23 protein-coding genes, 1 riboswitch and 1 other annotated feature are annotated in these 26,977 nt (G+C 40.4%); of the genes, 2 read left to right on the top strand and 21 right to left on the bottom strand.

Translation table 11 applies throughout. The features are described from left to right. Position 1 precedes the first annotated feature (1 nt). The 7 genes from B6F02_RS04985 to B6F02_RS04955 form a co-directional block, all read right to left on the bottom strand. Positions 2-313: a V-type ATP synthase subunit F gene (locus B6F02_RS04985; RefSeq protein ID WP_080146274.1), complete on the bottom strand. Its 312-nt coding sequence runs from the start codon at positions 311-313 to the stop codon at positions 2-4. Continuing rightward, complete coding sequence (locus B6F02_RS04980; RefSeq protein ID WP_080146273.1) at positions 306-1,307, bottom strand: V-type ATP synthase subunit C; 1,002 nt, start codon at positions 1,305-1,307, stop codon at positions 306-308. The genes B6F02_RS04985 and B6F02_RS04980 overlap by 8 nt, the downstream gene beginning before the upstream one ends. Positions 1,308-1,320: 13 nt before the next feature. Beyond that, a complete protein-coding gene (locus tag B6F02_RS04975) occupies positions 1,321-1,902 on the bottom strand; it encodes a hypothetical protein (protein WP_080146272.1) in 582 nt (193 codons plus the stop codon). A 91-nt stretch (positions 1,903-1,993) separates the two neighbouring features. Continuing rightward, the gene (locus B6F02_RS04970) at positions 1,994-2,467 is read right to left on the bottom strand and encodes a V-type ATP synthase subunit K (protein ID WP_080146271.1); all 474 of its coding nucleotides are present in this window, start codon (positions 2,465-2,467) and stop codon (positions 1,994-1,996) included. A gap of 24 nt (positions 2,468-2,491) precedes the next feature. Beyond that, positions 2,492-4,444, bottom strand: a complete 1,953-nt coding sequence (locus B6F02_RS04965) for a V-type ATP synthase subunit I (protein WP_080146270.1) — start codon at positions 4,442-4,444, stop codon at positions 2,492-2,494. Further along, entirely contained in the window at positions 4,431-4,757 is a 327-nt protein-coding gene (locus B6F02_RS04960) for a hypothetical protein (RefSeq protein WP_080146269.1), read from the bottom strand. The genes B6F02_RS04965 and B6F02_RS04960 overlap by 14 nt, the downstream gene beginning before the upstream one ends. 40 nt (positions 4,758-4,797) lie before the next feature. Further along, positions 4,798-4,844: a sequence feature (sodium ion sensor (DUF1646 type); this cis-regulatory element may regulate processes involved in with the transportation of sodium ions), on the bottom strand. Between the two features lie 281 nt (positions 4,845-5,125). Continuing rightward, positions 5,126-5,995 (bottom strand): DegV family protein, encoded by an 870-nt coding sequence (locus tag B6F02_RS04955; RefSeq protein ID WP_080146268.1) that lies wholly within the window; start codon positions 5,993-5,995, stop codon positions 5,126-5,128. A gap of 268 nt (positions 5,996-6,263) precedes the next feature. On the opposite strand from B6F02_RS04955, the gene B6F02_RS04950 reads away from it, so the two are divergent. Then, entirely contained in the window at positions 6,264-6,584 is a 321-nt protein-coding gene (locus tag B6F02_RS04950) for a hypothetical protein (RefSeq protein WP_080146267.1), read from the top strand. A 62-nt stretch (positions 6,585-6,646) separates the two neighbouring features. On the opposite strand, the gene cls is transcribed toward B6F02_RS04950, so the two are convergent. The 3 genes from cls to B6F02_RS04935 all read right to left on the bottom strand — a co-directional run bounded on the left by cls (position 6,647) and on the right by B6F02_RS04935 (position 10,795). Then, on the bottom strand, positions 6,647-8,101 hold the full coding sequence (gene cls, locus B6F02_RS04945; RefSeq protein ID WP_080146266.1) for a cardiolipin synthase: 1,455 nt from the start codon (positions 8,099-8,101) through the stop codon (positions 6,647-6,649). Positions 8,102-8,314: 213 nt separating this feature from the next. Further along, complete coding sequence (gene thiT / locus B6F02_RS04940; RefSeq protein ID WP_080146265.1) at positions 8,315-8,878, bottom strand: energy-coupled thiamine transporter ThiT; 564 nt, start codon at positions 8,876-8,878, stop codon at positions 8,315-8,317. 99 nt (positions 8,879-8,977) lie between these two features. Then, positions 8,978-9,086: riboswitch (TPP riboswitch) on the bottom strand. A 29-nt stretch (positions 9,087-9,115) separates the two neighbouring features. Continuing rightward, a complete protein-coding gene (locus B6F02_RS04935; RefSeq protein WP_080146264.1) occupies positions 9,116-10,795 on the bottom strand; it encodes a ribonuclease J in 1,680 nt (559 codons plus the stop codon). 231 nt (positions 10,796-11,026) lie between these two features. Here B6F02_RS04935 and B6F02_RS04930 point away from each other — a divergent pair, with 231 nt between their 5' ends. After that, entirely contained in the window at positions 11,027-12,016 is a 990-nt protein-coding gene (locus tag B6F02_RS04930; RefSeq protein WP_080146263.1) for a biotin--[acetyl-CoA-carboxylase] ligase, read from the top strand. 220 nt (positions 12,017-12,236) lie between these two features. Here B6F02_RS04930 and pnp read toward each other — a convergent pair whose 3' ends face one another. From pnp to uvrB, 11 genes are all read right to left on the bottom strand, one after another. Further along, complete coding sequence (gene pnp, locus B6F02_RS04925) at positions 12,237-14,366, bottom strand: polyribonucleotide nucleotidyltransferase (protein ID WP_080146262.1); 2,130 nt, start codon at positions 14,364-14,366, stop codon at positions 12,237-12,239. A 283-nt stretch (positions 14,367-14,649) separates the two neighbouring features. Further along, on the bottom strand, positions 14,650-14,919 hold the full coding sequence (rpsO, locus tag B6F02_RS04920; RefSeq protein ID WP_080146261.1) for a 30S ribosomal protein S15: 270 nt from the start codon (positions 14,917-14,919) through the stop codon (positions 14,650-14,652). A 166-nt stretch (positions 14,920-15,085) separates the two neighbouring features. After that, the gene (gene pyrE, locus B6F02_RS04915) at positions 15,086-15,712 is read right to left on the bottom strand and encodes an orotate phosphoribosyltransferase (protein WP_080146260.1); all 627 of its coding nucleotides are present in this window, start codon (positions 15,710-15,712) and stop codon (positions 15,086-15,088) included. Between the two features lies 1 nt (position 15,713). Continuing rightward, on the bottom strand, positions 15,714-16,424 hold the full coding sequence (gene pyrF, locus B6F02_RS04910; RefSeq protein WP_080146259.1) for an orotidine-5'-phosphate decarboxylase: 711 nt from the start codon (positions 16,422-16,424) through the stop codon (positions 15,714-15,716). After that, positions 16,417-17,343 carry a dihydroorotate dehydrogenase gene (locus tag B6F02_RS04905; protein ID WP_143745220.1) on the bottom strand — a complete coding sequence of 309 codons (927 nt, stop codon included), beginning with the start codon at positions 17,341-17,343 and terminating at the stop codon, positions 16,417-16,419. The genes pyrF and B6F02_RS04905 overlap by 8 nt, the downstream gene beginning before the upstream one ends. Positions 17,344-17,377: 34 nt before the next feature. Beyond that, on the bottom strand, positions 17,378-20,560 hold the full coding sequence (gene carB, locus B6F02_RS04900) for a carbamoyl-phosphate synthase large subunit (RefSeq protein ID WP_080146257.1): 3,183 nt from the start codon (positions 20,558-20,560) through the stop codon (positions 17,378-17,380). Then, entirely contained in the window at positions 20,553-21,632 is a 1,080-nt protein-coding gene (locus tag B6F02_RS04895) for a carbamoyl phosphate synthase small subunit (RefSeq protein WP_080147377.1), read from the bottom strand. Before B6F02_RS04895 ends, carB begins: the two co-directional genes overlap by 8 nt. A gap of 12 nt (positions 21,633-21,644) precedes the next feature. Further along, complete coding sequence (locus B6F02_RS04890) at positions 21,645-22,925, bottom strand: dihydroorotase (protein ID WP_080146256.1); 1,281 nt, start codon at positions 22,923-22,925, stop codon at positions 21,645-21,647. A gap of 16 nt (positions 22,926-22,941) precedes the next feature. Next, positions 22,942-23,862, bottom strand: a complete 921-nt coding sequence (locus B6F02_RS04885) for an aspartate carbamoyltransferase catalytic subunit (RefSeq protein ID WP_080146255.1) — start codon at positions 23,860-23,862, stop codon at positions 22,942-22,944. 188 nt (positions 23,863-24,050) lie between these two features. Continuing rightward, a complete protein-coding gene (pyrR, locus tag B6F02_RS04880) occupies positions 24,051-24,593 on the bottom strand; it encodes a bifunctional pyr operon transcriptional regulator/uracil phosphoribosyltransferase PyrR (protein WP_080146254.1) in 543 nt (180 codons plus the stop codon). A 292-nt stretch (positions 24,594-24,885) separates the two neighbouring features. Then, entirely contained in the window at positions 24,886-26,871 is a 1,986-nt protein-coding gene (uvrB, locus tag B6F02_RS04875; protein ID WP_080146253.1) for an excinuclease ABC subunit UvrB, read from the bottom strand. Positions 26,872-26,977 lie beyond the last annotated feature (106 nt).

Raw genomic sequence — 26,977 nt, 5'->3', positions numbered from 1 at the left:
CCTATAGAATATTTTGACCCACTGCTTTTTCGACATTCTCTTGGACACGTTTCTTCCCAATGCCGCGTGAACCAGCATGATTCGGGATCAAAATGATGGCAGGTGTCAACTTCGCATCATATCGTCTTATCGTATCTGGGACTAGTTCAGCCAATTGCTCAGTTAAATAGACAACGCCGTAATCTTCACTGGCTAATTGATCTACAATTCGTCTTGTTTCATTTGCTTCAGTAGCAAAATGAACATCAAAACCGAGCATTCTGAACGCTAGCACAGATTCTCTATCTCCTACAACACCAATTTTACTAGGCATAATTTAATCGCATCCTTTCTCTGATACCGTCGGCAGAAACACCGTTTTCTTTACCAGAAAGAATGAGACGCAGATTTTTCACTTCTGTTTCCTTTGCATAAATGAAGGCTACGATCGGAAGCGGTCCGAAAGCAGCTAATTTAGCGTTTCGCATCATTTCCATGTAGGCATTGTCTGTTGCAAAGTCTAATCTTACAGGTGATAGCTCATTAGTTTCAGGATCAATAGAAGCTTCAATAATAGATTTATACTTTGTGTTGCCAAGAATATTGGCAGCTGTACTCATATCCTTATTCGCAATTTCTACTAATTCTTCTTTAGGAATAGACCCTGAACTGGATAGAATGGTCTTCAAGAAGTTTCGTGTTCTATTCTGTCTCATTGCACGAGTCAAAGTAGATAAATTCTGGTAATCGATAAACGTTTCAACCATTTCTGGTATACCCTGTTCTCCAGTTTCGTCTGCAAGTATACGCATATGGGTGAAAAAGCGACGATCTAAAATAATATCTACTGCTTGGGGGTTATGGTACTGATCATAATCTTCTTGTACTTCGTGAATACTATCCAGATAGGGTTCTGGAAGAACATCAGATGCCCCTGTTCTCACGGCTTGTCTCAAATCAGCAATATCATAGCGACCAATCGGAATAAATAAATGATCCATATCTTGGTCTGTGAATTCTTCTTTGAATAGTACTTTGAGATTATGATAGGCATAACGCAACCCGAATAATTCGATCAGCGCTTTGTTCGGAGAAATGTTGAACAACTCATCGAACGTCTGATGCAATTCATTCATCAGCATCGTATCGTAATTCTTATCCTCTTTTATTCGATCAACATCATTTCTATATGGGGTCTCACGCAGCACGTTTACAGCATCTTCAAATGAATCAGCCGCCAGCATACGGTCATAATGTCCCCGATTCAGGAGGTTATTTTCATACACACGAATGAGTACATTGCTTGAACCATAAGCGGTATCTTTCAAATTTTTCTCCTCCTTAATCAAACAATTCTTTTGTGATGATCGGTAATAGTTCAGCTCTTGCATCTTCTGTTAATGCATCGAACATGAAGTTATACTCAATTCCACCTTTTTGTACGAGCAATCCTGCTTCGTCTTGAACAACATCATTAGAAAGTGTTGCCTGCAACTCAGTTCCAGTAACTTGGTCAAGCCATGCTTGATCAAGCATCCCAGCAGTTTTTGAGCCAAGAACAACTTCTACCTGTTCTTCTGTCTTGAACTGCTCTAGTACATTTGCAGCAAATGTTTTAAATTTCGCTTCGCTGATGTGATCTAGTGCTGTTTTTGCATCTTCCAGTACTTTAGAAAGGACAGCTTGTTTTGCAGCCAGCACGTTATTTCTTTTTTGAATGTCTAATGTGTTTTTGCGGATCGTATACTGGTGTTGAACATCAGCATCAATCGCCTGTTTGCGAGCAACTTTGTCTTGCTCTTCTTTTGCACGAGCTGCTTGAATTTCATCTTCAGCATCTTTTCGCGCTTCTTCTACACGCTGACGAATCGCTGCTTTTTCTTTCTCAACGACACGTTCAGTCAACAGTTTCAAATCTGCCATACTTAGCCTCCTTAGTAGTAGTGCTTCTTTTCCGAAAGAGTATAGGTCTAATTAGACCTATACTCTAATAAAGAAGTGATTTTGTTGGAAATTATAAGATAATCATTACTAAGGAAATAACAAATCCTAAGATCGCATAAGTCTCAACCATCGCTGAGTAGATAATCCCTTTAGTAGTGTGTTCTGGTTTTTGAGCTAAAATTTGCATAGCTGCTGCAGAAACACGACCTTGGTTACCACCAGAAGAAAGGCAAGTAAACGCAACTGGAAGTCCAGCCATGAACAGGTACCAACCTTGAGATACTGCTAATTCAGGAGTGATTTCTAAGAAAATCAAGAACCCGATAACGAAACCGTAAAGACCTTGTGTTGCTGGAAGCATTTGCAGTACAAGTGCACGACCAAATGATTCTGGTTGTTCTTTTGTTAGTGCTGCTGCTGCTTCACCTGCAGTAGCTACCCCGCGTGCCGAACCAATTCCTGAAAAGATAACAGCCATTGCAATCCCTAGACCCGCAAAGATTTGACCCATGTTGTCACCTAAAAGTGTTTGTAAAAATTCCATTATTTTATTCCTCCAATAGTTTAATTAATTCTTTTTTAACCAAATGTGTTTCTCAAGTGTTTTCAGTGGAGTCAGCGGTTTACCGCCACCCTCGAAGAACTTACCAAAGAACTCTACATATTGCAGTCTGGATGAGTGGACATACGCACTCAAGAACGATAGTGCGATATTCATAGCCTGCAAAGCGATAATCAGTACAACACCGATTGTAAATCTGAATAGAGGGGGTAAGAACCCTACAATCAGGTTAAATGCCATTGCAATATTCGCACTTGCCACACCTAACGCCATTAAACGAGTGTAACTGACGATATCTCCGACATAGCCAGTAACTCCGTATAAATTATACAGTCCCAAACCAAATCCAAGACCTTTATTTTTGCTTGAAATTGTAGAGATAACAACAATCCCAATAACGTTGATCAAGGTTAGACCTAAACCGATCTGAGCTACTAGCGGAACACTGTAGACCATAGAAGCTAATACATAGATCACGAGACCAATCAGCATCATTGCCCAAGCATAGCCATCTATATAGCTGGAAGCTTTCTGACCTTGACGTCCTTTGATGATTCCGTTCATGACTAGACCGAAGATCAGTTGAACGACCCCGATTGCTACGGACAAAATCATCACACTAATAACATCATCTTGCAGTGACAAAACATTAAACGGCAATGATATCCCGAAGAAACTTCCGAAAAACAATCCGAATGCCATAGTCGGATAGGACAGAATGTGCAGGAATTTAACAAATCTGTGGGTAGATCCTTCAAGATTGAAGAATTTCAAACCAACAAACGTAGCAACTCCAAGCAATAAACCATACCCTAGATCAGCTCCGATCATTCCAAAGAACACCAGGAAGAACGGGAACATCAGTGGAGTAGGATCAACTTCATTATACTTGGGAAGACTGAACATTTCTGTAATCATTTCAAAAGGACTGATAATGCTGTTATTATGCAAGACGATCGGAACTTGATCGTACTCATTCATTTTAACGTCATCTGTCATAACAACTATACCGTCTTCACCTAGTTCATTGATTAATTTCTGTTTCAACGCTTCGACTTTATCCGCTTCGATCCAGCCGCTTGCCAGAAATAAATGTTCACTGTTCAAGACAAGATCTTTTGCAACTTCTCTCTGACCGATATTGTAGTAATATTCTTCAGCCAGTTCCAAGTCTTTTGCATCAGGTTTCCACTGCTTCATTTCATTTTTGATCGTTCTTTCTTCTTCACGCAGACTTTTCTGAGTATTCAGATTGGAATATAATGCATCTTCTGGTAAAAGGTCATACGTGTATTTTAATTCTCTAAAGCTTAGTTCTGTAACCAGCTCACTAAACGCCTGTTCAGATTCTTTTGGAAGTATAATCAGATAAGCTGATTCTTCGCTTCTACCATAAATTTCTTCATAATAGACGGTAGATAGCTCGTCTAAGCCTGCAGTCAGCATCGGGGTATGTTCATTGTCCACTGTTCCGATATGGACATTCAACAACTTCAACCCTTTAACTTCTTCTGGCAAGAATTTCAGCCCGCGCCATTTTCTAAGAAAAGTTTCCTCTTCCTGTAACGCTTTTTTCTGTTCTTCCAGTTGGTTTAATTTTTGTTCTTTTGAATTGACCTGTTCAATCAATCCATCTACATCTGTTTTATTTACGTGGTCTTCCAGTTCATTTAAAGAAAGCACATCACGCTTTGTTTTCAGATTTTCGATCATTCCCGGTTGTGGAACATATTGATTGATATAAGATAGTGCATGTTCAATGTCTTGTATCTTTGTTTGAAGGTCTGCTGATTCTTTATAAGAATCTGTTGTTTCAAACTGTTCAAGCAGCTCTTCTTCTAAAACATCCGTCAAAGAAATGACTTCGACGGACTGCATTTCCTGAATGGAACGCAGTAATGGCTCTTTATTTTGCTGTTCAGCCATTAGAGTCAGCTTTTTCATTTTAGCGATTGCCATATCGACGCACTACCTCCTCTGCTATTCGATTGGCTAGAACATCTTTCTTTTCTTGATAAGCCTTTTCGAACCGCTCTGCTTCTCTATCAGCGGATTCGTCCATCTCAGCTTTTTCTTCTTCCAGTTTAGAAGAAGACTGCTGTTCTTGCTCGGATCTATAATCTGATAATTCTGATTCAAGCTTAGACTGGATTGCCTCAATTTCTTGAGCTGTCTCCCGTTCAATTTGCTTGATTTCCTCATCAGCATCTTTCCGTAATTGAGAAGCGCGTGCTTCAGCTTCTTTTACATAATTAATTGCTTCACGGTTCATATCGTGCCTCCTTCCGCCAAAAAGGACGTGACTAACAAGCTTCTTCTCGCCCTAGAAGAAATTTACCTTGAAAGCTCACGCCCAACCGCTTTATAATTTAATTCGTTCACGTAATATATAGTACCACCGGCGTTCTCCAATGTCAATTAGACCACTTTCTGTATAATGAAGAAAACCGCTCTATTACTTGAGGTTGTGAGCACTTGCAGCTTAACTTTCTTTCATAAAAAATCAGTTTTTGGGATAAAATGAATTCTCACTTAATTTTCTTAACGTTGGAACGATAATTGCCTTAACCGTATGCTTTCATGGCATTTTTCAATTCATTCTTTTTCCTTAAAATATCCTTTGCCAATGAGGGAGTGCAATTATTTTTTTTCATTTCCTAAACTGAATATTGTCAGCGAACCAAAGCCGGTATGAGCTGCAACTGTCGGACCATAAGCCGCGATGATAATCTCTTTGAAAGTCTCTTTCTCTTCCAATAAGGTTTTCACATACTCTGCTTCTTCAAGCACACCTACATGCCCAATGAATATTGTTTGTTCTTGCGGCTCAACCAATCCTTCTACTGTTTTCTCAACTAAGTATTGGAGTGATTTTCTTCTGCCGCGTACTTTCGAATAAGGAATCAGTTTGCCTGAACGATTCATTATAATAATGGGCTTGATACTTAGAATTGTTCCTACAGTAGCAGCTGCTGCAGTAACTCTGCCTCCCCGCTGGAGGTGCTTGATATCATCTACTGTGACCCATGAATGAAGCGAGTATTTTGACTGTTCAACCCACTCTGCTACACTTTCTAGTGACTCACCGTCAGCTTTTCTCTTTGCAGCTTCATAGACCAGCAAGCCTTGACCTAATGATACTGCCCGGGTATTGACAATTGTAATATCGACTTTCCCATATTCTTCTTCCAGAATTTTTTTAGCTTGTACAGCATTACTGTAAGAGCCGCTCAGTTCAGAAGAAAATGCCAAATACAATACTGGAACTTGCTGCTCAATATAAGACTTGAATTTTTCGAGATAAGTGTGAATATTCACTTGAGAAGTGGAAGCAGTCGCTCCATTCTTTAATCGCTCAAAAAATGCGTCTCGATCAAATGTTTTTCCCATATCATCTATGAGCTCTTCGTCATCTATTGTAATGATAAAATTAAACGTGTCGATCTCGTATTTGTCTATAAGTTCAAGCGGTAAATCACAGCAGGAATCTGTTAAGATCTGATAGGTCATTTTTTCAACTCCTTTCTTTGAAATCTATCATCATTATACTGTCAACCGTATAAAATAGGAAGAAAAAGACTATTCTTATGGAAAAGAAGTAAAAAAAAGAGTGCATAAGAAAAATAGCGGTTATCCATTTTATTGCCCCTTTCATTTTATCGTATCAATTCTGCAAATATTAAGAGCAAGAAGTCCAACATATTTATTATTTTAGTATTGACATCAGGAATACCTGTTCGGTATAATTTAATTAAACAAACGTTCGGGAGATGAAAGTATGGAAAAAATCGCAATGGAAATGAAGCCTATATTTTCTTTATTCAAAGATCAGTATGCTCATTACTTAAAACGTCAGCCTATTACTGTACAAAGACAAATGCCCGTCAGCCAAGTCAGACACTTTATTAAACAAGCCGTTCGCAAGCAATTAACTATTACGATTCAACTGAATCCATCAAGTCATCAAGCAGCTGTGTCTGAGTGTACTGGCATTGCGACTTTTTCTCCGTATTCTAGTCAGATCATTTTAACCAGTCAGGATCATAAAACGTATCATCTTGTAAACAGTGATCAAATCAGACATATTCGTATTGCATAATCCTGTATTTTTTAGTAAAAACCCGTTCATTCTACCGTGTAAGCAGAATGAACGGGTTTTTTTTATAAAATAGGTGAAAATAGACGACTGAACTGCTGCTTGAATCTTTCCCATTTTGAATAGTCAGCAATCATTTCCGGCGTCAGCAAGTACGATTGCTCAATATCTTTATGATAAATCTCAACTTGTTGTTTTGCTAATGACCGGTCGTACATGAATGTATTAACCTCAAAATTCAGCTTAAAACTGCGGATATCGAAATTAGCTGTTCCCACGGATAAAATTTCCCCATCAATAACAATCGTTTTAGCATGAATAAAGCCGCCGTCATAAATATATACTTCTACTCCGCTATTAATCATATCTTCAGCATAACTTAGTGTTGCTCGGTAGATAAAGGGGTGATCTGGTTTGTTGGGAATCATAAGCTTAACATCTATCCCTGATAAACTGGCAATTTTAATCGTCTCCATTAAGGCCTCGTCAGGAATGAAGTAAGGTGACTGGATATAAACCGATTCTTTTGCCATACTAATCATTTTCAAGAATCCTTTTTTAATTGCATGTACTTCGTTATCTGGACCACTAGAAACAATTTGCAGATCGGTAGAGCCTTTAAATGAAGAAACAGGGAAATAACTTTCTTTATACTCAACTGTTTTCTGGTCTGCAGAAGCATTCCAGTCCATTAAAAACCGTGTCTGCAAAGGCAATACACCATTTCCTTCAATTCTAAGATGCGTGTCTCTCCAGTATCCCATCTTTTCATAAAGACCTAAATAATCATCGCCGACGTTAAATCCACCGGTGTAGCCAATCGTTCCATCAATCACAACAATTTTCCTATGATTGCGGTAATTTAATCTTAAGTTTAGGAGATGAAATTTTGATCCGAAAAAAGGTTCTGCCTGACCGCCAAAAGATTTTAAACGATCGAAAAAATGTTTCCCCAGAATTCGTGCTCCAATCGGATCATAAAGTACTTTAACTTCTACTCCATTCTCCGCTCGTTCTTCTAACGCTCGTAATAATGTCGTTCCAATGCCATCCGCTTTAAAGATATAATACATCACATGAATATGATGCGTTGCTTTTTGAATGTCCGCTATCAACTTGTCGAATTTATCTCTTCCGTCAATGAGAATATCCACTTTATTTCCCTTAGTTAAAACTGCCTGATTACTTTCTAAAAATAGTGAGACAAGTTCCATCGTTGTATCTAAATAACGGGTTTCTGGAATATCCAAATTCTCATTTTCAATGAGATACTTTTGCGCTTCAACTAACTGATTCATACCAATTCTTTTTTGAGCACGTATATCAAAAATGTTTTCTCTGGAGATTTTGCGTCCTAAGAATAAATAAATAATGATTCCAACTCCGGGAAGCATTGTAATAACAAGCAGCCAAGCCCAGATTGCTGCGATATCTCTTTCTTTTTCTCTGAAAACAGTGAAAATTGCTAAAGCAGAGTTTAAAAAGATAAAAAGCCAGAAAAGTGATGTGAGAATTTGCATATTTGTCTCCTTGGGTACTTTTATTAAATACAATAGACTTCTATAGTGATATCTAACTAGTGTACACTATCTTTTTGTTTCCCGTCTACATATATTATACGATACGCAAGAGTGACATCGCTAGTTTTTTGTATATTGCCAATTTATGCAATGAAAAAGACCTTCTATTAAAAGGTCTTTTTTCAGCGTATTCTATTATTCTAATTTATCCGGTTATCTTTGGGGAATGAACATTCTGGGAGCACGTTTCAATAAAATCAACAGTACAATGACTGTTACGACAATAGTTGAAATCATACTTGCGCCATTGAACAGAAGAGAAAATGTAACAGGATCTAATCCCCAAACCGCATATTCTCCCCAGAAAATTACGCCTGCAACAAAATGCCAAAAGTATCTGAATAATGAGCCTACAATGGTTGCAAGTACAATGGCTCTGCCAGCTTTATCCATGTGATTCTCTTTAATCAGTTTCTGGATCTTGCTGCTGTTATACCCAGTGAATCCCAAGACAGTAAAGGCAATTACATATTCTATCGTCGCTTGCCAGAAAGTCAATACTACAGCCGTTCCCAGTAAGAAGTGAAGAATCCCCCAAATGAATCCTGCAAAGATTCCAGGCACCAACCCTCTTCTGACTGCATAAAACGCCAGCGGAATCGTTCCCAGCGATATACTGTAAGATGATCCGATCCCGAGCGGAATCAAAGATAAAATAATTGCAATCGCTGCAAATAATGTTCCTTCCAAATAAATTCTTAATTGACCGTTTTGCATAAAAATACTCCTCCTATAGTCACTATTTATACTAGAGGAGGAGTGGAATAGATTTTAATCACAGCAAAAAAGCATTTTTGAGAGAGAGAGAATTCTCTCTGCTGTTTTTAAGTACTCTCCCTACGCACGTACGAACGTAACAGGTTCAAAGGGTCTGGACTAACAGTCCTACTCTCAGCCAGTATTACCGGCTCCCCTAGTACAATAGTTTAATTGTTGTGCGACTTAATCATTTGATTAATTAAATCGGCGATTTTGATTCACTTCCATTATAACAGGTAAGATGATCGGACGTCTACGGGTTTTTTTAAATAATTGATTTCCAAGTTCTTCTCGGATATCTTGTTTAATTGATCCCCAGTCAAAATCATTGTGTTCTAGATTTTTACGGACGACCTCTTTTACAATGCTGTTTGATTCATTGATCAGATCCTGGCTTTCTTTAACGAAAACAAACCCTCTTGTTACAATATGCGGACCAGAGACGATCGTTTTTTTCTTTCTGTCGATCGTTACTACAGCCACAAAGATTCCGTCCTCAGACAACAATCTGCGGTCTCTTAAAACAATGTTTCCGATATCGCCAATACCGATTCCGTCAATCAGCGTATTGTCAGCAGGAACTTGTCCTGTCTGAGTCATTTTGCCTTTTTGATAATCCAATACATCTCCATTACCTAAAATAAAGATATTCGAATTAGAAATGCCGGTTTCATTGGCCAAGTCAGCATGTGCTGCCAGCATACGATATTCTCCTTGAATAGGAACAAAGTATTGTGGACGCAGCAGATTGATCATCAACTGTAGATCATTCGGCGTACCGTGACCAGAAGCTTTCATATTATCTGAAATATGTTTAACAGTGGCTCCTGCACGATAAATCAGATTTTCTGTTTCTGCTACAGTGACTTCCATTGCGGTAGATGGACTTGTTGCGATAAAGACTAAATCGCCTGGTTTGATATTCACTTGCCCATGACTGCCGCTGGCCATACGATTTAATGTCTTGATCGGTTCGCCAGAAGCTCCTGTTTCCAATATCAGAATCTGCTCATCATCATATTGATCGATTTTATCGACAGGTGTAATTAAATGCTCATCCGGCAATGTCAGTTTATCCAAATCCATTGCTGTTTTAATGATCGCTTCTAGGTTGCGTCCTGTAATAAAGACTTTTCGACCAGACTGATGCGCAGCATTCAATACTTGCTGGATTCTTAAAATATTACTCGCGACAGCCGCAACGATAATACGGCTATTGGTATCCTGGAAGATATCCAGAACTTCTTCCTGAACTCTTTTATCAGAAACATTCTCTACGACGCTTTCGGCTTCATTGGAATCACTTAATAAAGCAAGCACGCCTTCTTTACCGATCTCAGTGATCTGTGCAAAGTCTGTTCGGTAAATTTCACTCGCGCTTTGATCGAATTTAAAGTTCCCCGTATAAACAATATTTCCTTCAGCTGTTTTAACAGAAATTCCCATTGAATCAGGAATCGTGTGCGTTGTTCTGAAGAACTTGACAGAATTTCCATGAAAGTCGATTTCGGTATGTTCATCAATCACGTGATAGTCGTCAAACTTGTTGCCGCGACTAGATTCTTTTACAAATAGTTTAGCAAGTTCGATTGTCAGTTCAGAGCCAAAAACTGGAACGTTGAAGACATCTAAAAAGTACGGCAATGCACCGATTGCATCTTCGTGACCGTGAGAAAGAAAGACTCCTGCAATCCGTTCTTTATTTTCTAAAAGATAACTAAAATCAGGAATGACTGCATCGATTCCGAACAGCTCATCTTCCGGGTACATTAACCCGCAGTCTAATACGAATAAATCCTCACCAGATTCAATCACGTATAAATTTTTACCATTTTCTCTTACTCCTCCAAGAGGAATAATCTTAATATTACTCAATTTTTTCACCTCTAAAAGTTGATTTCCGTATAGTTCAACTTAGTTATTATAGGATATTCCACCTATTGATCTTACGTCCGTTCATTCTACACTGCTTTAAGTATAGCATAGATATCTGTTATTTCCTACTAATGTTCCATCTGTTCATTTATCGACATTTCATTATAATCTATGTATACTAGCAAGTGAATTACAGGGCATAGCTCGTTGTTAGAAGGGATTTGTATTTTTGTGTCATTAAAAGAAACGATATTAGACTATCTCAATCATTGCTTTCCTGCTTCCGTTTCATATTCAGAACTAGCTAATCAGTTTAGTATTGACTGTCAAACGGTTGAGCAAGTAATCAAAGAAATTGTATCAGACAATATGCCGGTGATTGTTCAAAGTCAATTTGTGCGGCTGATCAATCCAATATTGTCCAGGTCAGCCATTAATAGCAGGTTAACAACAAGCTTTGTCGGCAGAGCGACTCTTCTGCATCAATCCATTCCCTCTACAAATGATTGGATCAAACATCAAGTCAAAGACTTGAAAGAAGGAACTCTTGTCTTAGCCCATCAGCAATACTCCGGCAAGGGACGACTCGGAAGAAACTGGTCTTCTCCTGCTGGAAAAACGGTTTCCATGAGCTTGCTTTTGAAGCCGGCTGATCAACTGTTGGATTATTCCCTTCTGACTCAATTAGCTGCTGCTGCGCTAGTTTCTGCATTAGAAATTTACTGTGAGGCGAAAATCAAGTGGCCGAATGATATCATTGTTCAGAACAAAAAGGTAGCCGGCATATTGACAGAAGCAGAATATTCCGGCAGTTTCCTGGAAGGGATCATCATAGGAATTGGGATAAATACTAATCTGGAAGAAACAGATTTTTCAGAAGAACTGAAATTGAAAGCCGGTTCGCTGAAAGTTGTGAGGGGTACGGTGGATCCAAATTTAATCATTGCACGATTTGCCGAGAAATTCGAACAGCTGTATACGGAGTGGCTGACAACACACCAGTCGAACCATTTTTTAGATAGTTGCCGCAGCCATTCTGCTCTGATTGGTCATACTTTCTGGATCATTGACACACACTCTGCTGACCAGAATCATCGAAAAGCATTAATTCAAACCATTAATGAAACGGGTGGTTTAGTAGTGAAGTACCTGGATAATTCCGAGACTGAAGTACTGACCTCTACCCATTATTCTATCCGTGGTGAACATGGGTATCTATAAGTAATTTATTTTAAGCAAAAAAAGCAGGAGACAACCCGAACTGAAAAGTAAATCCCTATTAAATCAAAACTTTGAATAATGAGACTAAAATAAATAATAAAATAAAAGGATAAGATAGAAAAAACCGAGCAGTATTGTACTCATGTACAGTTCCGCTCGGTTATTTTTTCATTAGCCAGGTTGCTGTTTTTGTCCCAGCCGATATTTGACTAAATAAAAATTACTTAGATTCGCTCTCAGAGTCTGAAGCGTCTGCTTCTAGTACAGCTTTTCTAGAAAGATTTACACGACCCATTTTGTCGATTTCTGTTACTTTAACTTCTAACTTGTCCCCTATAGAAACAATATCTTCAACATTTTTAACGTACTTGTCGGATAATTCAGAAACGTGAACCAGTCCGTCTTTCCCTTTAATAATTTCTACAAAGGCACCGAATTTTTCAACACGTTTGACTGTTCCATTGTAAACTTTCCCAACGACAACTTCTTCCGTCAACTCTTCGATAATTTCTACCGCACGTTTGATAGCTGATGCATCAACACCGTAGATTGCCACATTACCTTCTTCATCGATATCAATTTTAACGCCAGTTTCGTCAATAATACCGTTGATGGTGTCTCCACCTTTACCAATCACAACTTTGATTTGTTCAGGTTTGATCTTGATTGATTCAATCTTCGGAGCGTATTGGCTTAACTCTGTACGCGGCTGTTCAATCGTTGCTTCTAAATTGTCCAGGATCTCAAGACGAGCTTTTTTAGCTGACGTTAAAGCTTCAACTAAAATTTCTTTAGTGATTCCCTCAATTTTGATATCCATCTGCAATGCAGTAATTCCTTCTCGAGTTCCTGCAACTTTAAAGTCCATATCGCCTAAGTGATCTTCAAGACCCTGGATATCCGTCAATACGGTATAATCGTCGCCTTCCATAACCAGTCCCATAGCAATACCGCCAACAGGAGCTTTGATCGGAACTCCGGCATCCATTAAAGCTAAGGTACCCGCACAGATACTTGCCTGTGAAGATGATCCATTAGATTCAAGTACTTCTGCTACTAGACGAATTGTATAAGGGAATTCTTCTTCGCTTGGAATAACTTGAGCCAATGCTCTTTCTCCTAAAGCTCCGTGTCCGATTTCACGACGTCCCGGTCCTCTGACAGGTCCAGTACTTCCTACTGAAAATTGCGGGAAATTATAGTGGTGAATGAATCGTTTTCTGTCTTCACTGCTTAACCCGTCAATAATCTGATGTTCGTTCAATGGTGCCAGAGTTGCGACAGAAAGTGCCTGCGTCTGGCCGCGGGTGAATAGCCCCGAGCCGTGAACACGCGGTAAAATAGAAACTTCTGACTCTAATGAACGAATCTCATCCACTTTACGACCGTCTGGACGAACATTTTCTTTAGTGATCAGACGACGTACTTCATCTTTTTCCATCCCAGAGGCAATGGCTTTTACATCTTTTAAAATGCTTGCAGCATCTTCGTGATCTGCATATTTCTCTTCATACGTGCTGATAATGTCTTGTTTAACAGCTTCTGTTTTCTCTGCACGTTCTTGTTTATCAAACGTTTGGATCGCAGCTTTCATTTCATCATTGTATGCAGCAACGATCTCAGCTTTAAGTTCTTCGTTAGGAACAGATAAAATGACTTCCATTTTTTCTTGTCCGACCGCTTCAACAATTTCTTCTTGGAAAGCGACTAATTCTTTGATGGCTTCGTGTCCGAATAAGAGTGCTTCCAGCATATCTTCTTCAGATACTTGTTCTGCGCCGCTTTCCACCATGTTGATGGCTTCTTTTGTTCCCGCAACCGTTAAGTGGATATCTGACTCAGCAGTTTGTGCTTCTGTAGGGTTAATCAATAATTCTCCGTTAACTCTCCCAACATTAACCCCTGCAATCGGGCCGTTGAATGGAATATCTGAGATAGACAACGCTAATGATGAACCGAACATTGCTGACATTTCTGGAGAGTTGTCAGGGTTTACTGACATAACTGTGTTTGTAATTTGAACTTCATTACGGAAACCTTCAGCAAACATAGGACGTAAAGGTCTATCGATCAGACGAGCTGTCAAGGTTGCATTTTCTGAAGGACGTCCTTCACGCTTGATGAATCCTCCAGGAATTTTTCCTACTGAATACATTTTTTCTTCATAACTAACCATTAACGGGAAGAAATCACGGTCGCTGGCTTGACTGCTTGCAACAGCTGCCGTTAATACAACAGTGTCTTCATATCTGATCAATGCAGCTCCGTTCGCCTGTTTTGCTAGTTGACCAACTTCAACGGTCAGTGTTCTGCCGCCGATCGTCGACGTAAATACTTTTTTATCTGACATTATAATCTCCTTTGAGCATAAGTTGTCAGGAAGCCCATTCTACTAAACAAATGTCATTATTTAATCACTGATTAAACCCTCACATTTGCATAGTAGAGAACTGAAACTTCCTGCAGTTTCATTTTAACGATAAAGAAAGCGAGATTCCAGAGAATCCCGCTTTTTATTATACATAAAATCCAGCATATAAATCCAGATTTGTTATTAAGATTTGATCAGGCTGCTAAAAAGCTGGCCGCGATCCATTTATCTTGCATAACTAAGCGGTCTATATAGCTTTTTATTAACGACGTAAACCTAGACGTTGGATCAATTCGCGGTAACGAGTAATATCTTTATTACGAAGATATGCTAACAAGTTACGACGGTGTCCGATTTTTTTCATCAACCCGCGCATAGAGTGGAAATCTTTTTTGTGTACTCTTGCGTGCTCGTTTAATTCATTGATCTCAGCTGTTAAAACTGCGATTTGTACTTCTGGAGAACCAGTATCTCCTTCGTGACGAGCATAATCAGTCATGATTTGTGTTTTTTGTTCTTTTGATACTGCCATTTCACTACACCTCTTTCTCTTTTTTTGACTCCGGCTACTGAGATAACGCTGGTGAAACGCCTATCCAAGTAACGGACTTTGTTCTATTAAACCATTCAGCTTTAAACACTTTCCGGCCCAATAGCACTTGATTAAGGTTACAGCATTTTAGTACAAAAAGCAAGTGTCAATGCCAACTTTTCGGATCCTTTTTCCATTCTTCCAAACGCTTCATATCTTTTTGTTCAATCTGTTTTGACTCCAGCGCACAGTCAATCAGTGTTGTATAATTCGTAATGGTATAGAACTCAATTCCAAGATCCTGGAAAGCCTGGAAGCTGATTGGCAGTTCATACGTAAAAATAGCTGCTGCTCCGAGAACTTCAGCCCCTTCACTGCGTGCTTCCTGGACCGCATTGATCACACTGCTGCCTGTTGATATCAGATCTTCGATCACAACCATCTTAGCTCCCGGCTCAAATACACCCTCAATCTGCTTGCCTTTTCCATGTTCTTTTGCTGCACTGCGAATGTAGACCATCGGCAGATCCAGCTCCTGAGCAAGCCAGGCAGCATGCGGTATGCCTGCAGTGGCTGTGCCAGCAATCACTTCTGCTTCAGGAAATCGCTCTTTGATCAGAGCTGCAAACCCTTGAATAATGCTTCTTCTGACTTCAGGATAGCTCATTGTAATACGATTATCGCAGTAGATCGGGCTTTTCATACCGCTTGTCCATGTAAAGGGGTCATTGGGCTGTATAGAAACAGCACCGATAGATAGTAAAGCTTTTGCTACTTCAAATGAATGATTCATATTATTCTCCCTTCCATTCTTTTAAAACTGTTTGATACGTTTTAAAAGGAACGGTTGACTGTGTAATGGTGCGTCCAACAACAATATGGCTTGCACCAGATATCCTTGCTGTTTTTGGATCAGCTACTCGATGCTGATCGTTTGTATCATCCTTGGCCAATCTGATTCCAGGGGTTACTCTATAAAATGTCGGTGCAATCGTCTTTTTGATCTTTTCTGCTTCCAGAACTGAACAGACAACACCATCTGCACCAGATGCTTTCGCCAATTCAGCATAGTGTAGGACACTCTCTTCTAATGAACAGGCAAGACGCTGTTCTTCTTGAATCATCTGTTCTGTTGTACTCGTTAATTGAGTAACGGCCAGCAGGATCGGCGAGTTCTGACCAGCCGGTGTACCTGCCGTTAGTCCTTCTTTCGCTGCTTCCATCATTTTTCTGCCGCCGGCTGCATGAAGATTGACCATATCTACTCCTAAAGAAGCAAGTCCTTTCATCGCTTTGCGAACAGTGGTCGGGATATCATGCAGTTTGATATCCAAAAACAAGTCATGTCCTTGTGTTTTAAGTTCATACAGCATCTCAGGTCCCTGCTGATAAAATAATTCCATCCCGATTTTCAAATTCAGGGATTCTGAAGGAAATTGTTCAAGGAACTTACGTACTTCCTGTTTTGTTGAAAAATCTAAAGCAATAATCGGTTTATTATCCATGTACTTTCGCTCTTTTCACATCAGCAATCAGCTGTTCAATTGAACTGACCCCTAATTCATTTAATCTGACTGGTAGTTCTTCGATGATTTGATTCATAACCAGCGGATTTTTATACGTCGCTGTTCCGATTGCTACAGCAGATGCCCCCGCTAGAAACATCTGGATCACATCATCTGTGGTGCGGACGCCGCCCATGCCGATAATTGGCAGATCAACCGCTTGTGCTACTTGATAAACCATGCGTACAGCAATCGGGAAAATGCCTTCTCCAGATAAGCCGCCCATTCCATTACCCAGTACCGGTTTTCGAGTCTGCACATCAAAATTCATACTCAGCACAGTGTTGATCAAGCTGATTCCATCTGCACCACCAGCTTCAGCAGCTTTTGCGATTTTCACAATGTCTGTAACATTCGGTGTCAGTTTGATATAGATCGGCAGTATTGTAACTTGCTTGATTTTTTCAGTGATTTCTTGCACTACTGCAGGGTTTGTTCCAAACGTCAATCCGCCTTCTTTCACATTCGGACAAGACACATTGATTTCCAAGGCAGAGATCAATTGGCTTTGAGAGAGCTTTTCAGCTACAGTTACAAATTCTTCCACTGTTGCTCCAGCGACACTTGCTATAATCGGTGTTTCATAGTGAGCCAATTTGGGCAGTTTGTCGGAAATCACTTTATCGACACCAGGGTTTTTTAATCCTACTGCATTTAATACGCCGCTTCTTAAAGGGTGGAATTTTGGATCTTCATTTCCTTTTCGAGGATGTTCGGTTGTAGATTTCAGGACTAAAGCTCCCAGTTTATTATAATTATATAGGTCTTGGTACATATCTCCAAATCCGAATGTACCGCTTGCCGGCATGATCGGGTTTTTCATTCTCAGTCCGGGTAATGTTACTGTTAATTGTCCCATATCCATTCCTCCATTTTTAATTCATTTTTTTATTTCATAATGCCAAAGTAGAAAAAGATCTGGACTCCAGCACTCTTAAAACAGCTGATACAGTGTCCAGAGAAGTCATTAAAGGTATCCCTTTTTCAATAGAAGCTTTTCGAATGTACAGACCATCATTAATGGCCGCTGCATTTTTTCCAATTGTATTGATCACTAGATCAACTTCCTGATTCGTAATCAGATCCAGCACTGATTCTTCTACATTTTTCTGACCTTTGCCTTCTATCTTCTGTACCGAAAGGCCTTTTTCCTCAAATATCTCTGCGGTTTTTGCTGTTGCAATAATCGTGTAGCCAATTTCCGCAAACCGTTTGCCTAATAATTGTCCTTCTTTTTTGTCTTCATCGGTTATTTTAAATAATACTTTTCCATGATCCAGCAAATGTGTCCCGGCTGCTTCAAAGGCTTTATACAATGCTTTTTCCATCGTATGGTCACTGCCCATTACTTCCCCTGTTGATTTCATCTCTGGTCCTAACGAAGCATCCACTTTATGCAGCTTGGAAAAACTGAACACAGGCGCTTTAACATGGACTCCATTTCCCGGCTTATGCAATCCGTTTTGGTAACCTTGGTCTTTTAACGACTGTCCTAGAATAATTTTTGTCGCTACTTGTGCCATTGGAATATTGGTTACTTTGCTCAAGAAAGGTACTGTACGACTAGCACGCGGATTCACTTCAATGACATAAACAGTCTGATCATGCACAACGAACTGGATATTCATTAATCCGATGCAGTCTAAACCGATACTCAGTTTTTGTGTATAATCTATAATTTTCTCGATAACATTGTCAGACAAGGCTTGCGGAGGATAGACAGCCATAGAATCCCCAGAATGGACCCCTGATCTTTCGATATGTTCCATGATTCCAGGAATCAAGACAGTTTCACCATCACAAATTGCATCCACTTCGACTTCTTTCCCAATGAGGTAGCGATCGATCAATATGGGATGTTCTGTCGAAAGCTTGACTGCACCTCGTACATACGTCATCAGATCTTGCGCATTATCTACAATCTGCATTCCGCGCCCGCCTAATACATAACTCGGTCTTACCAGCACAGGATATCCAATACGCTCAGCAATCTCTAAAGCTTCCGTTTCTGCTCTGGCTGTATCTCCTTCTGGCTGCGGAATCCCTAGTTCTTTTAACGATTTTTCAAATGAATCACGATTTTCAGCACGATCCAGATTTTCCACCGTCGTTCCTAAAATGTTCACACCACGTCTTTCCAGCGGCTCAGCTAAATTGATGGCTGTCTGTCCGCCGAATTGTACGATGACGCCTTTTGGATTCTCTAGTTCAACGACATTCATGACATCTTCCACTGTTAATGGTTCAAAATACAACTTGTCCGAAATTGAAAAGTCTGTTGAAACAGTTTCTGGATTATTATTCATGATGATCGCTTCATACCCTGCTTGGCGAATCGCTTTAACTGAATGGACAGTAGCATAATCAAATTCAACGCCTTGACCGATTCGGATAGGACCAGAGCCGAGTACTAAGATAGATGGCTTTTCTGTAACGATACTTTCCTGTTCCTCTTCATAAGTACTATATAAGTAAGGTGTAGAAGATTGGAATTCCGCAGCACAAGTATCAACTGTTTTGTAAACAGGTGTGAGCTGATTTTTCTTTCTGAGTTGGGCGGCTTCTTCTGCTGTACAACCCCAGCGATCAGCGATTGCCTGATCCGAAAAGCCATATTGCTTAGCATATCGCAGTGTATCGGCATCAAATACTGACTGTTTTAAAGTATTCTCGATTTCTGCAATGTGCAGGAGTTTATCCATAAAGAACAGATCTATCTTGGTCAGCTGTGCCAGTTCTTCAATTGGATACTGTCTTCTAATAGCCTCCATTAGATAAAATAAGCGTTCATCTTCGGCTTTTACGATTTTATCGATCAATTGGTGATCAGGCAGATCTGCACATTCAGGCAACTCAATATGCTGAGCACCGACTTCCAAAGACCGGACAGCTTTCAACAAACTTTCTTCAATAGTCCTTCCAATCGCCATCACTTCACCTGTTGCTTTCATTTGCGTTGTTAAGGTACGGTCTCCAGTTGCGAATTTATCAAACGGCCATCTTGGGATCTTTGCAACGACATAATCCAAAGCTGGTTCAAATTGAGCATAGGTTGTTTCAGTAACAGGATTTTTCATTTCGTCCAGTGTCAGACCGACCGCAATTTTAGCTGCCAGTTTTGCAATCGGATATCCGGTCGCTTTACTCGCCAATGCCGAAGAACGACTGACTCTTGGATTCACTTCAATAATGTAGTAATTAAAACTTTGAGGATCTAAAGCAAGCTGAACGTTACATCCGCCTTCAATTTCAAGCGCCCGAATAATCTTCAAGGAAGCGTCTCTCAACAGCTGATACTCTTTATCTGTCAGTGTCTGGCTCGGAGCAAAGACGATCGAATCACCTGTATGAATCCCAACTGGGTCAAAATTTTCCATATTACAGACTACTATGGCATTATCAGCATGATCCCGCATCACTTCATATTCTATTTCTTTATAACCGGCAATACTTCTTTCGACTAGGCACTGATGTACCGGAGAAAGTTTTATGCCGTTTGCAACAATTTCTCTCAATTCTGCTTCATTGTCGCATAAACCGCCGCCTGTACCGCCCATCGTAAAGGCAGGACGCACGATCAGCGGATAGCCGATTTGACCGGCGAAGTCGAGAGCTTCATCCACTGTATGCACGATTTCACTATCCGGGACCGGCTCATTCAATTCTCGCATCAAAGCTCTGAACAGCTCTCTGTCTTCTGCTTTATTGATAGCTGACAATTTCGTACCCAGCAGTTCAATGCCCAGTTCTGCTATGATGCCGCTGTTATCCAGTTCAATCGCCATATTCAATCCCATCTGGCCGCCCAATGTTGGCAGGATTGCATCCGGCCGTTCTTTTCTGAGGATTTTAGAAACAAATTCTAAAGTCAGCGGCTCCAGATAAACTTTATCGGCGATTTCTTTGTCTGTCATAATCGTAGCTGGATTAGAGTTGACCAGTACGACTTCATAGCCTTCTTCTCTGAGCGCCAGACAGGCTTGTGCCCCTGCATAATCAAATTCTGCAGCTTGTCCAATAATGATCGGTCCGGATCCAATAACTAATATTTTTTTGATATCCTGTCGTTTAGGCATGAATCATCCCCGCTTTCTGTGCATCCATCACTTCAATAAATTGGTCGAACAAATCGGCTGCATCATGCGGCCCCGGAGCAGCATCTGGATGATACTGAACACTGAATACCGGGTAAGCACGATGCTTCAGTCCTTCCACTGTTCCGTCATTGATTTCAACGTGTGTAACGCTTAATCGTTTTGGATCAACGGAGTCTGCCGCAACAGCATATCCATGATTTTGAGAAGTAAAAGCGATTTTGCCAGTGGCGATTTCTCTGACTGGATGATTAAACCCTCTGTGCCCAAAATCCATCTTATATGTTTTTGCACCATTGGCTAGAGCCAGCAGCTGGTGCCCTAAACAAATACCAAAAATCGGTATTTGCGGCTGAAGTTCTTTTATCATTTCAATAACGTCGGGTAAATCCGTCGGGTCTCCCGGTCCATTCGTCAGCATAACCCCATCAGGATTCAAGTTCAGAATCGTTTCAGCCGACGTATCGAAAGGCAGTACCATGACATGACAAGCCCGTTTATTCAATTCATGCAAAATACTGTGTTTTAAGCCAAAGTCAATTACTACTACTTTTCTGCCATTTTGCGGACTGACGTACGGTCGTGTCGTTGATACTTGGGCAACTTGGTTGGTCGGCAGTTTTTTCGATCGTACTCTTTGAAGACATTCCTCGATTGATGAATCTGTGTCTGTAAGCAGCGCCTTCATTGCACCATGTTCTCTAATTACACGTGTCAGTCTTCTAGTATCCACGCCTGTCAGCCCCGGAATGCCTTTTTCTTTTAAGCATTCATCTAAATTCATCTGGCTGCGCCAGTTTGAAGGAACTCTGGCAAACTCTTTTACAATCACAGCCTTGATTGTTGGAAAGATTGATTCATAATCGTCGCGGTTGATGCCGGCGTTCCCAATCAACGGGTAGGTAAAGGTCAAAAGCTGACCGTTATAGGACTGATCTGTGATGGATTCTTGATACCCCGTCATTCCTGTATTAAAAACAACTTCTCCGATTGTTTCCTTTTCCGATCCAAAACCGTATCCTTTAAAAACATTTCCGTCTTCTAATACAAGCATTCTTCTTTTCACTTATTTCCCCTCCTGATAGACCACTTGTCCATTGACGACCGTAAACGCTGCTGCACCATAAATCGTCCAACCTATAAAGGGCGTATTAGACGATTTAGAGTGAAAGAAGTCCTTTTCGATGCTGTTCTTTTGCTCTAAATCAAAACAGGCTATATCAGCCATTGACCCGACTGTAATCTTTCCAGTCCCCAGCGAGAATGTTTGAGCCGGATTAACGGTCATCCAGTCTATCAATTGTTTCAATGAAACTTTTCCAGTTTTGACCAGATAAGTATATAAAAGGGGAAAGGCAATTTCGCTGCCGATAATCCCAAATGGAGAACCTATCATTGAGCCTTTTTTTTCCGCTTCGCTGTGTGGTGCATGATCTGTTGCGATCATATCAATAGTCCCGTCAAGCAGTCCTTCGAGTAATGCTGCTTGATCTGATCGACTTCTTAACGGTGGATTCATTTTATAAAGACTTGAATCAGCTGGAATATCTTCTTCACAAAGCAGCAAGTGATGCGGTGTTACTTCTGCTGTTACATTGATGCCTGCTTTTTTAGCATCTCTGATGACTCTTACACTTTCTTTCGCTGATACGTGACAAACGTGATAGTGAACACCGGTTGCTTCAGCCAACAGAACATCTCTTGCAATTTGTGTTGATTCCGTTAGTTGAGACATTCCCGGCAGACCCAGTTCCTGATTTCGCTTGCCTTCGTGCATGACACCGCCGTCGTCAAACAATAAGGAGTTATCTTCTGTATGCGCAACGATCGGCACGTTGAGTTTCGCTGCTGTTTGCATGGCTAAATACATAGTAGCCGCTGTCTGAACCCCTACTCCATCATTTGTGAATGCAAATGCCCCTGCTTTTTTCAGAGCAGATTGATCAGTCAATTCATCTGAAGTCAGATCTTTAGTGATTGGTACGTAAGGTTTAACTTTCACTGCGGCGGTTCTTTGTATGATATTTTGTATATTCTGTAGAGCTTCAACAGTATCAGGCGCCGGATTGACATTCGGCATAGCACAAATTGTAGTAAATCCGCCTTTAGCCGCTGCTTTGCTGCCTGTTTCAATCGTTTCCTTGTATTCAAATCCGGGCTCTCTCAGATGCACATGCACATCAATCAATCCGGCTGTCACTAATTTTCCTTTCGCCTCCAGTACAGTATCTGCTTCATACGGTAGATCCTGACCAATGGCACTAATCGTTTTGTTTTCTATATAGATGTCAGTCAATTGACCCAGCTCAGTATTTAAGAGTTGCGCCTCTTTTATCAGTAATGTCATAAGTCTCCTCCTGTGATCATTGCAGTAGTGAATCGATAATAGCCATTCTGGCATAAACGCCGTTTTCCATTTGTTTAAATATACGAGAACGACTGCTTTCGACTAGGTTTGACGCAATCTCGACATCGCGATTAACCGGTGCCGGGTGCATAATAATGGCATCTGATTTCATTTTCTGTTCTCTGTCAGAAGTTAACCCATACTCTGATAGATATCCTTTTTTTGAAAAAGCCGAATGACTTTCTTTATGCCGTTCGTGCTGTACTCGCAGCAGCATCATTACATCTACCTTTCCTACCAGATCATCCATCGGCGCATATGATCCGAAGGTTTCGTAAGAGGGATCCATCCAAGCCTCAGGGCCCGTAAACCATACTTCAGCACCGAGTTTTTTAAGTATCCGACCATTGCTTCTTGCGACCCGTGAATGGATTAAATCTCCAGCTATCGCGACTTTCACTCCTTTAAAAGTATGAAATTCTTCATAAATGGTCATCAAATCCAGCAGAGACTGGCTAGGGTGTTCTCCAGATCCGTCCCCTCCGTTAACAATGGAACTGGTCAATAAAGGAGATTGAATAAGTTCTTCATAGAATGCTTCTTGCGGATGGCGTATCACAATCAGATCTACTCCGATTGCCTGAAGTGTCATTACTGTGTCAAACAAGCTTTCCCCTTTTTTCACACTGCTGGTTGAAGGGTGAAAATCCAAAAGCTGCATACCTAGTTTTCTTTCTGCCATCTCAAAACTTTTATGTGTACGTGTACTGTCTTCAAAAAAACAATTTATTGCATACAGTGAATGTCGTTTTTTCTCAGTAAACGGATGTTTCTTAAAATGAACGGCCCGTTCAATAAGTTGAAATAACTGCTTTTCTGATAGTGCATTCAGTGACAAAAAATGATTAGGATGTTTTATCTTGTGACGATTAACCATAGTCGCTTCCTTTCTTTTCGCTAAAAAAAGACCTGATGTAAAGAGGCATCAGGTCTAAAAGCTGTAGGCAATCATCGTCTACTTTTACCAGTGTAAAAAGACAGACTCATTCTCTTAATGAAAGAGAAGAGATGCATGTTTGCCTGCGACCTTTGATGCCTCTCTGGACAACTTTTAAAGTTCGGCAGTTATTGAGTTGGTTTATGAATAGTCACACGATCTTTTTCATCTATGTCTGTTAAAGAAACTTTAATGTCTTCTTCGCTGGAAGTCGGAATATTTTTTCCAATAAAATCCGCTCTGATCGGCAGCTCGCGGTGGCCTCGGTCAATGAGTACTGCCAGGTAGATTCTTTTTGGTCTTCCCTGATCAATGATCGCATCCAACGCTGCCCTGATCGTTCTTCCGGTATACAATACATCATCTACAATCACGACTTTTTTCCCTTGTACAGTGCAGTTCAGATCAGGTTTATGAGCAGAAGCAAGAGACTGCTGATCATCTCTATAATTTGAAATATCCAGTTCAGCTACTTCTACCGGCCGACCTTCCAACTGTTCCATTCTCTGCGCTATTCTGTGTGCTAAGTATACGCCTCTGGTTTTGATGCCCAGAATGACTAAATCCTCCACTCCTTTATTCTTCTCTATAATTTCATACGTAATTCGGGTCAAAGCTCGTTTAACTGCTTCTTCATTCATTAATTCGATTTCTTGCACCTGTTTTTCCATCAGAATACCTCCATTTCGTTTTGCACTGTCAGTTAACGACCCTTGGAGTCGGCAATCGAATGATTAAAAAAAGCTCCCTTATCCATATTAGATAAGAGAGCTTCCCAAAATATATTCAGGATTAGATATAGATGCAGAATAGATTCTGCTCCTATATTTTCAATCGCACTGATTTAGATCAATGCTGTATTGAACGCTTTTGCTCCTTATCAGCCTCACTGGACTACTTTTTAAAGGATATCGATTAACTTTAAATTTACTCTACAGGTTTCGCTTGTGAAAGTCAACACTGTTATTTGGAGAACTTTGTTTTGATTTCCATTACGACATCTCTCAGCTGAGCAGCCTTTTCGAAATCAAGCTCTTTTGCAGCTTGCTTCATTTCCAGCTCCATCGTTTCAATCAGTTCTCTTCTTTCTTCTCTTGATAATTTCTTGACGCTGTCTTCCGATAACCCTTCGCCATCTTCAACTACCGTAGAAATTTGAATTAGATCGCGTACTTCTTTTTTAATTGTTTTCGGAGTAATTCCATGTTCGCGGTTGTACTCCTCTTGAATCTCACGACGACGCTCGGTTTCTTCTATCGCCATATTCATAGAGTCTGTCCGCTTATCTGCATACATGATAACTCTGCCGTTCTCGTTACGCGCTGCTCGTCCAATTGTCTGAATCAGTGAACGTGTACTTCTTAAAAATCCTTCTTTATCTGCATCAAGAATAGCCACCATTGAAACTTCTGGGACATCCAACCCTTCCCGCAGCAAGTTGATTCCAATCAATACATCAAACTTACCGACTCTCAAGTCGCGAATAATCTGCGTTCTCTCTAACGTCTTGATATCACTGTGCAGGTATTGAACTTTTATCCCGACTTCTTTAAGGTAGTCGGTTAAATCTTCAGCCATTTTCTTAGTAAGTGTTGTAATAAAGACTCGTTCATTTTTTTCAATACGCAGGTTGACTTCTTCAATCAAATCATCAATTTGGCCTTCAATCGGTCTCACCTCAATAATTGGGTCCAGTAACCCAGTCGGTCTGATGATTTGTTCGACAACCTGGGAAGCTCTGCTGATTTCATAATCTGCTGGTGTTGCAGAGATATACGTAATTTGTGGAACACGTTCTTCGAACTCTTCTAATCTCAAAGGACGGTTGTCCAGTGCACTCGGCAGCCTAAAGCCGTGCTCAACTAATTGTTGCTTACGGGCACGGTCACCATTATACATTCCGCGGATCTGAGGCATCGTAATGTGCGACTCATCCACAACAAACAAAGAATCTTCAGGGAAGAAATCCAACAGTGTATAAGGTGCTTCTCCGGGCTTTCTGCCATCCATATGTCTGGAATAATTTTCAATCCCGGAGCAATAGCCCATTTCCATCAGCATCTCAATATCATAATGGGTTCGCTGATCCAGTCGCTGTGCTTCCAGTAACTTATGATCCTCATTCAATTCTTTGAGTCTGCTGTCTAATTCTGTTTTGATCGAATCAATGGCAGATCTTGTCTGTTCATCATTAGAAACAAAGTGGGTTGCAGGAAAAATCGCCACATGTGATAAGTCTGCTTTAACTTCCCCAGTCAATACATCTACTTCTCTAATCCGATCAATCTCATCACCGAAAAATTCCACACGAACGGCTTCGCTTTCTCTGGAAGCTAAAAAGATTTCAACAATATCTCCGCGTGCACGAAATCTTCCCCGCTGGAAATCTATATCGTTTCGTTCAAATTGCATGTCCACTAATCTTCTTAAAACAGCATCCCGACTAATTTCCATCCCTGCTCTTAAAGACAGCACGTGTTCTTCATAATCTTTAGGGTTAACCAAACCATAGATACAAGAAACTGAAGCGACTACAATGACGTCTCTTCTTTCTAAAAGAGAACTCGTCGCAGAGTGTCTCAACTTATCGATCTCATCATTGATCGAAGCATCTTTTTCAATAAAAGTATCTGTAGATGGAACATAAGCTTCTGGTTGGTAGTAGTCATAGTAGCTGACAAAATATTCAACGGCATTATTTGGGAAAAATTCTTTGAACTCCGAATATAATTGTCCGGCTAAGGTTTTGTTATGTGCAATAACCAGTGTTGGTTTATTTACCTCTTGGATTACATTGGACATGGTAAAAGTCTTCCCTGTACCTGTGGCTCCAAGGAGTACCTGTTCTTTTTGTCCGGCTTTTATCCCCTTTATTAGTTTTTTGATCGCTTCAGGCTGATCACCGCTCGGCTGATAGACGGAATTTAATTGAAATTTATTATCAGGCATTGTGGTTCCCCTTTCGAAACTAAACATACATTCGTATTAATCATACCATAAACCGCACAAAAAAAGCTCTTCCTTTTGACCAGGTCAGAAAGGAAGAACTTTTAAT

It is taken from the genome of Marinilactibacillus piezotolerans, assembly GCF_900169305.1.
GTDB classification, from domain to species: Bacteria; Bacillota; Bacilli; order Lactobacillales; family Carnobacteriaceae_A; genus Marinilactibacillus; species Marinilactibacillus piezotolerans_A.
The sequence above is the reverse complement of the archived record's forward strand: the minus strand, read 5'-3'. Positions and strand labels throughout refer to the sequence as shown.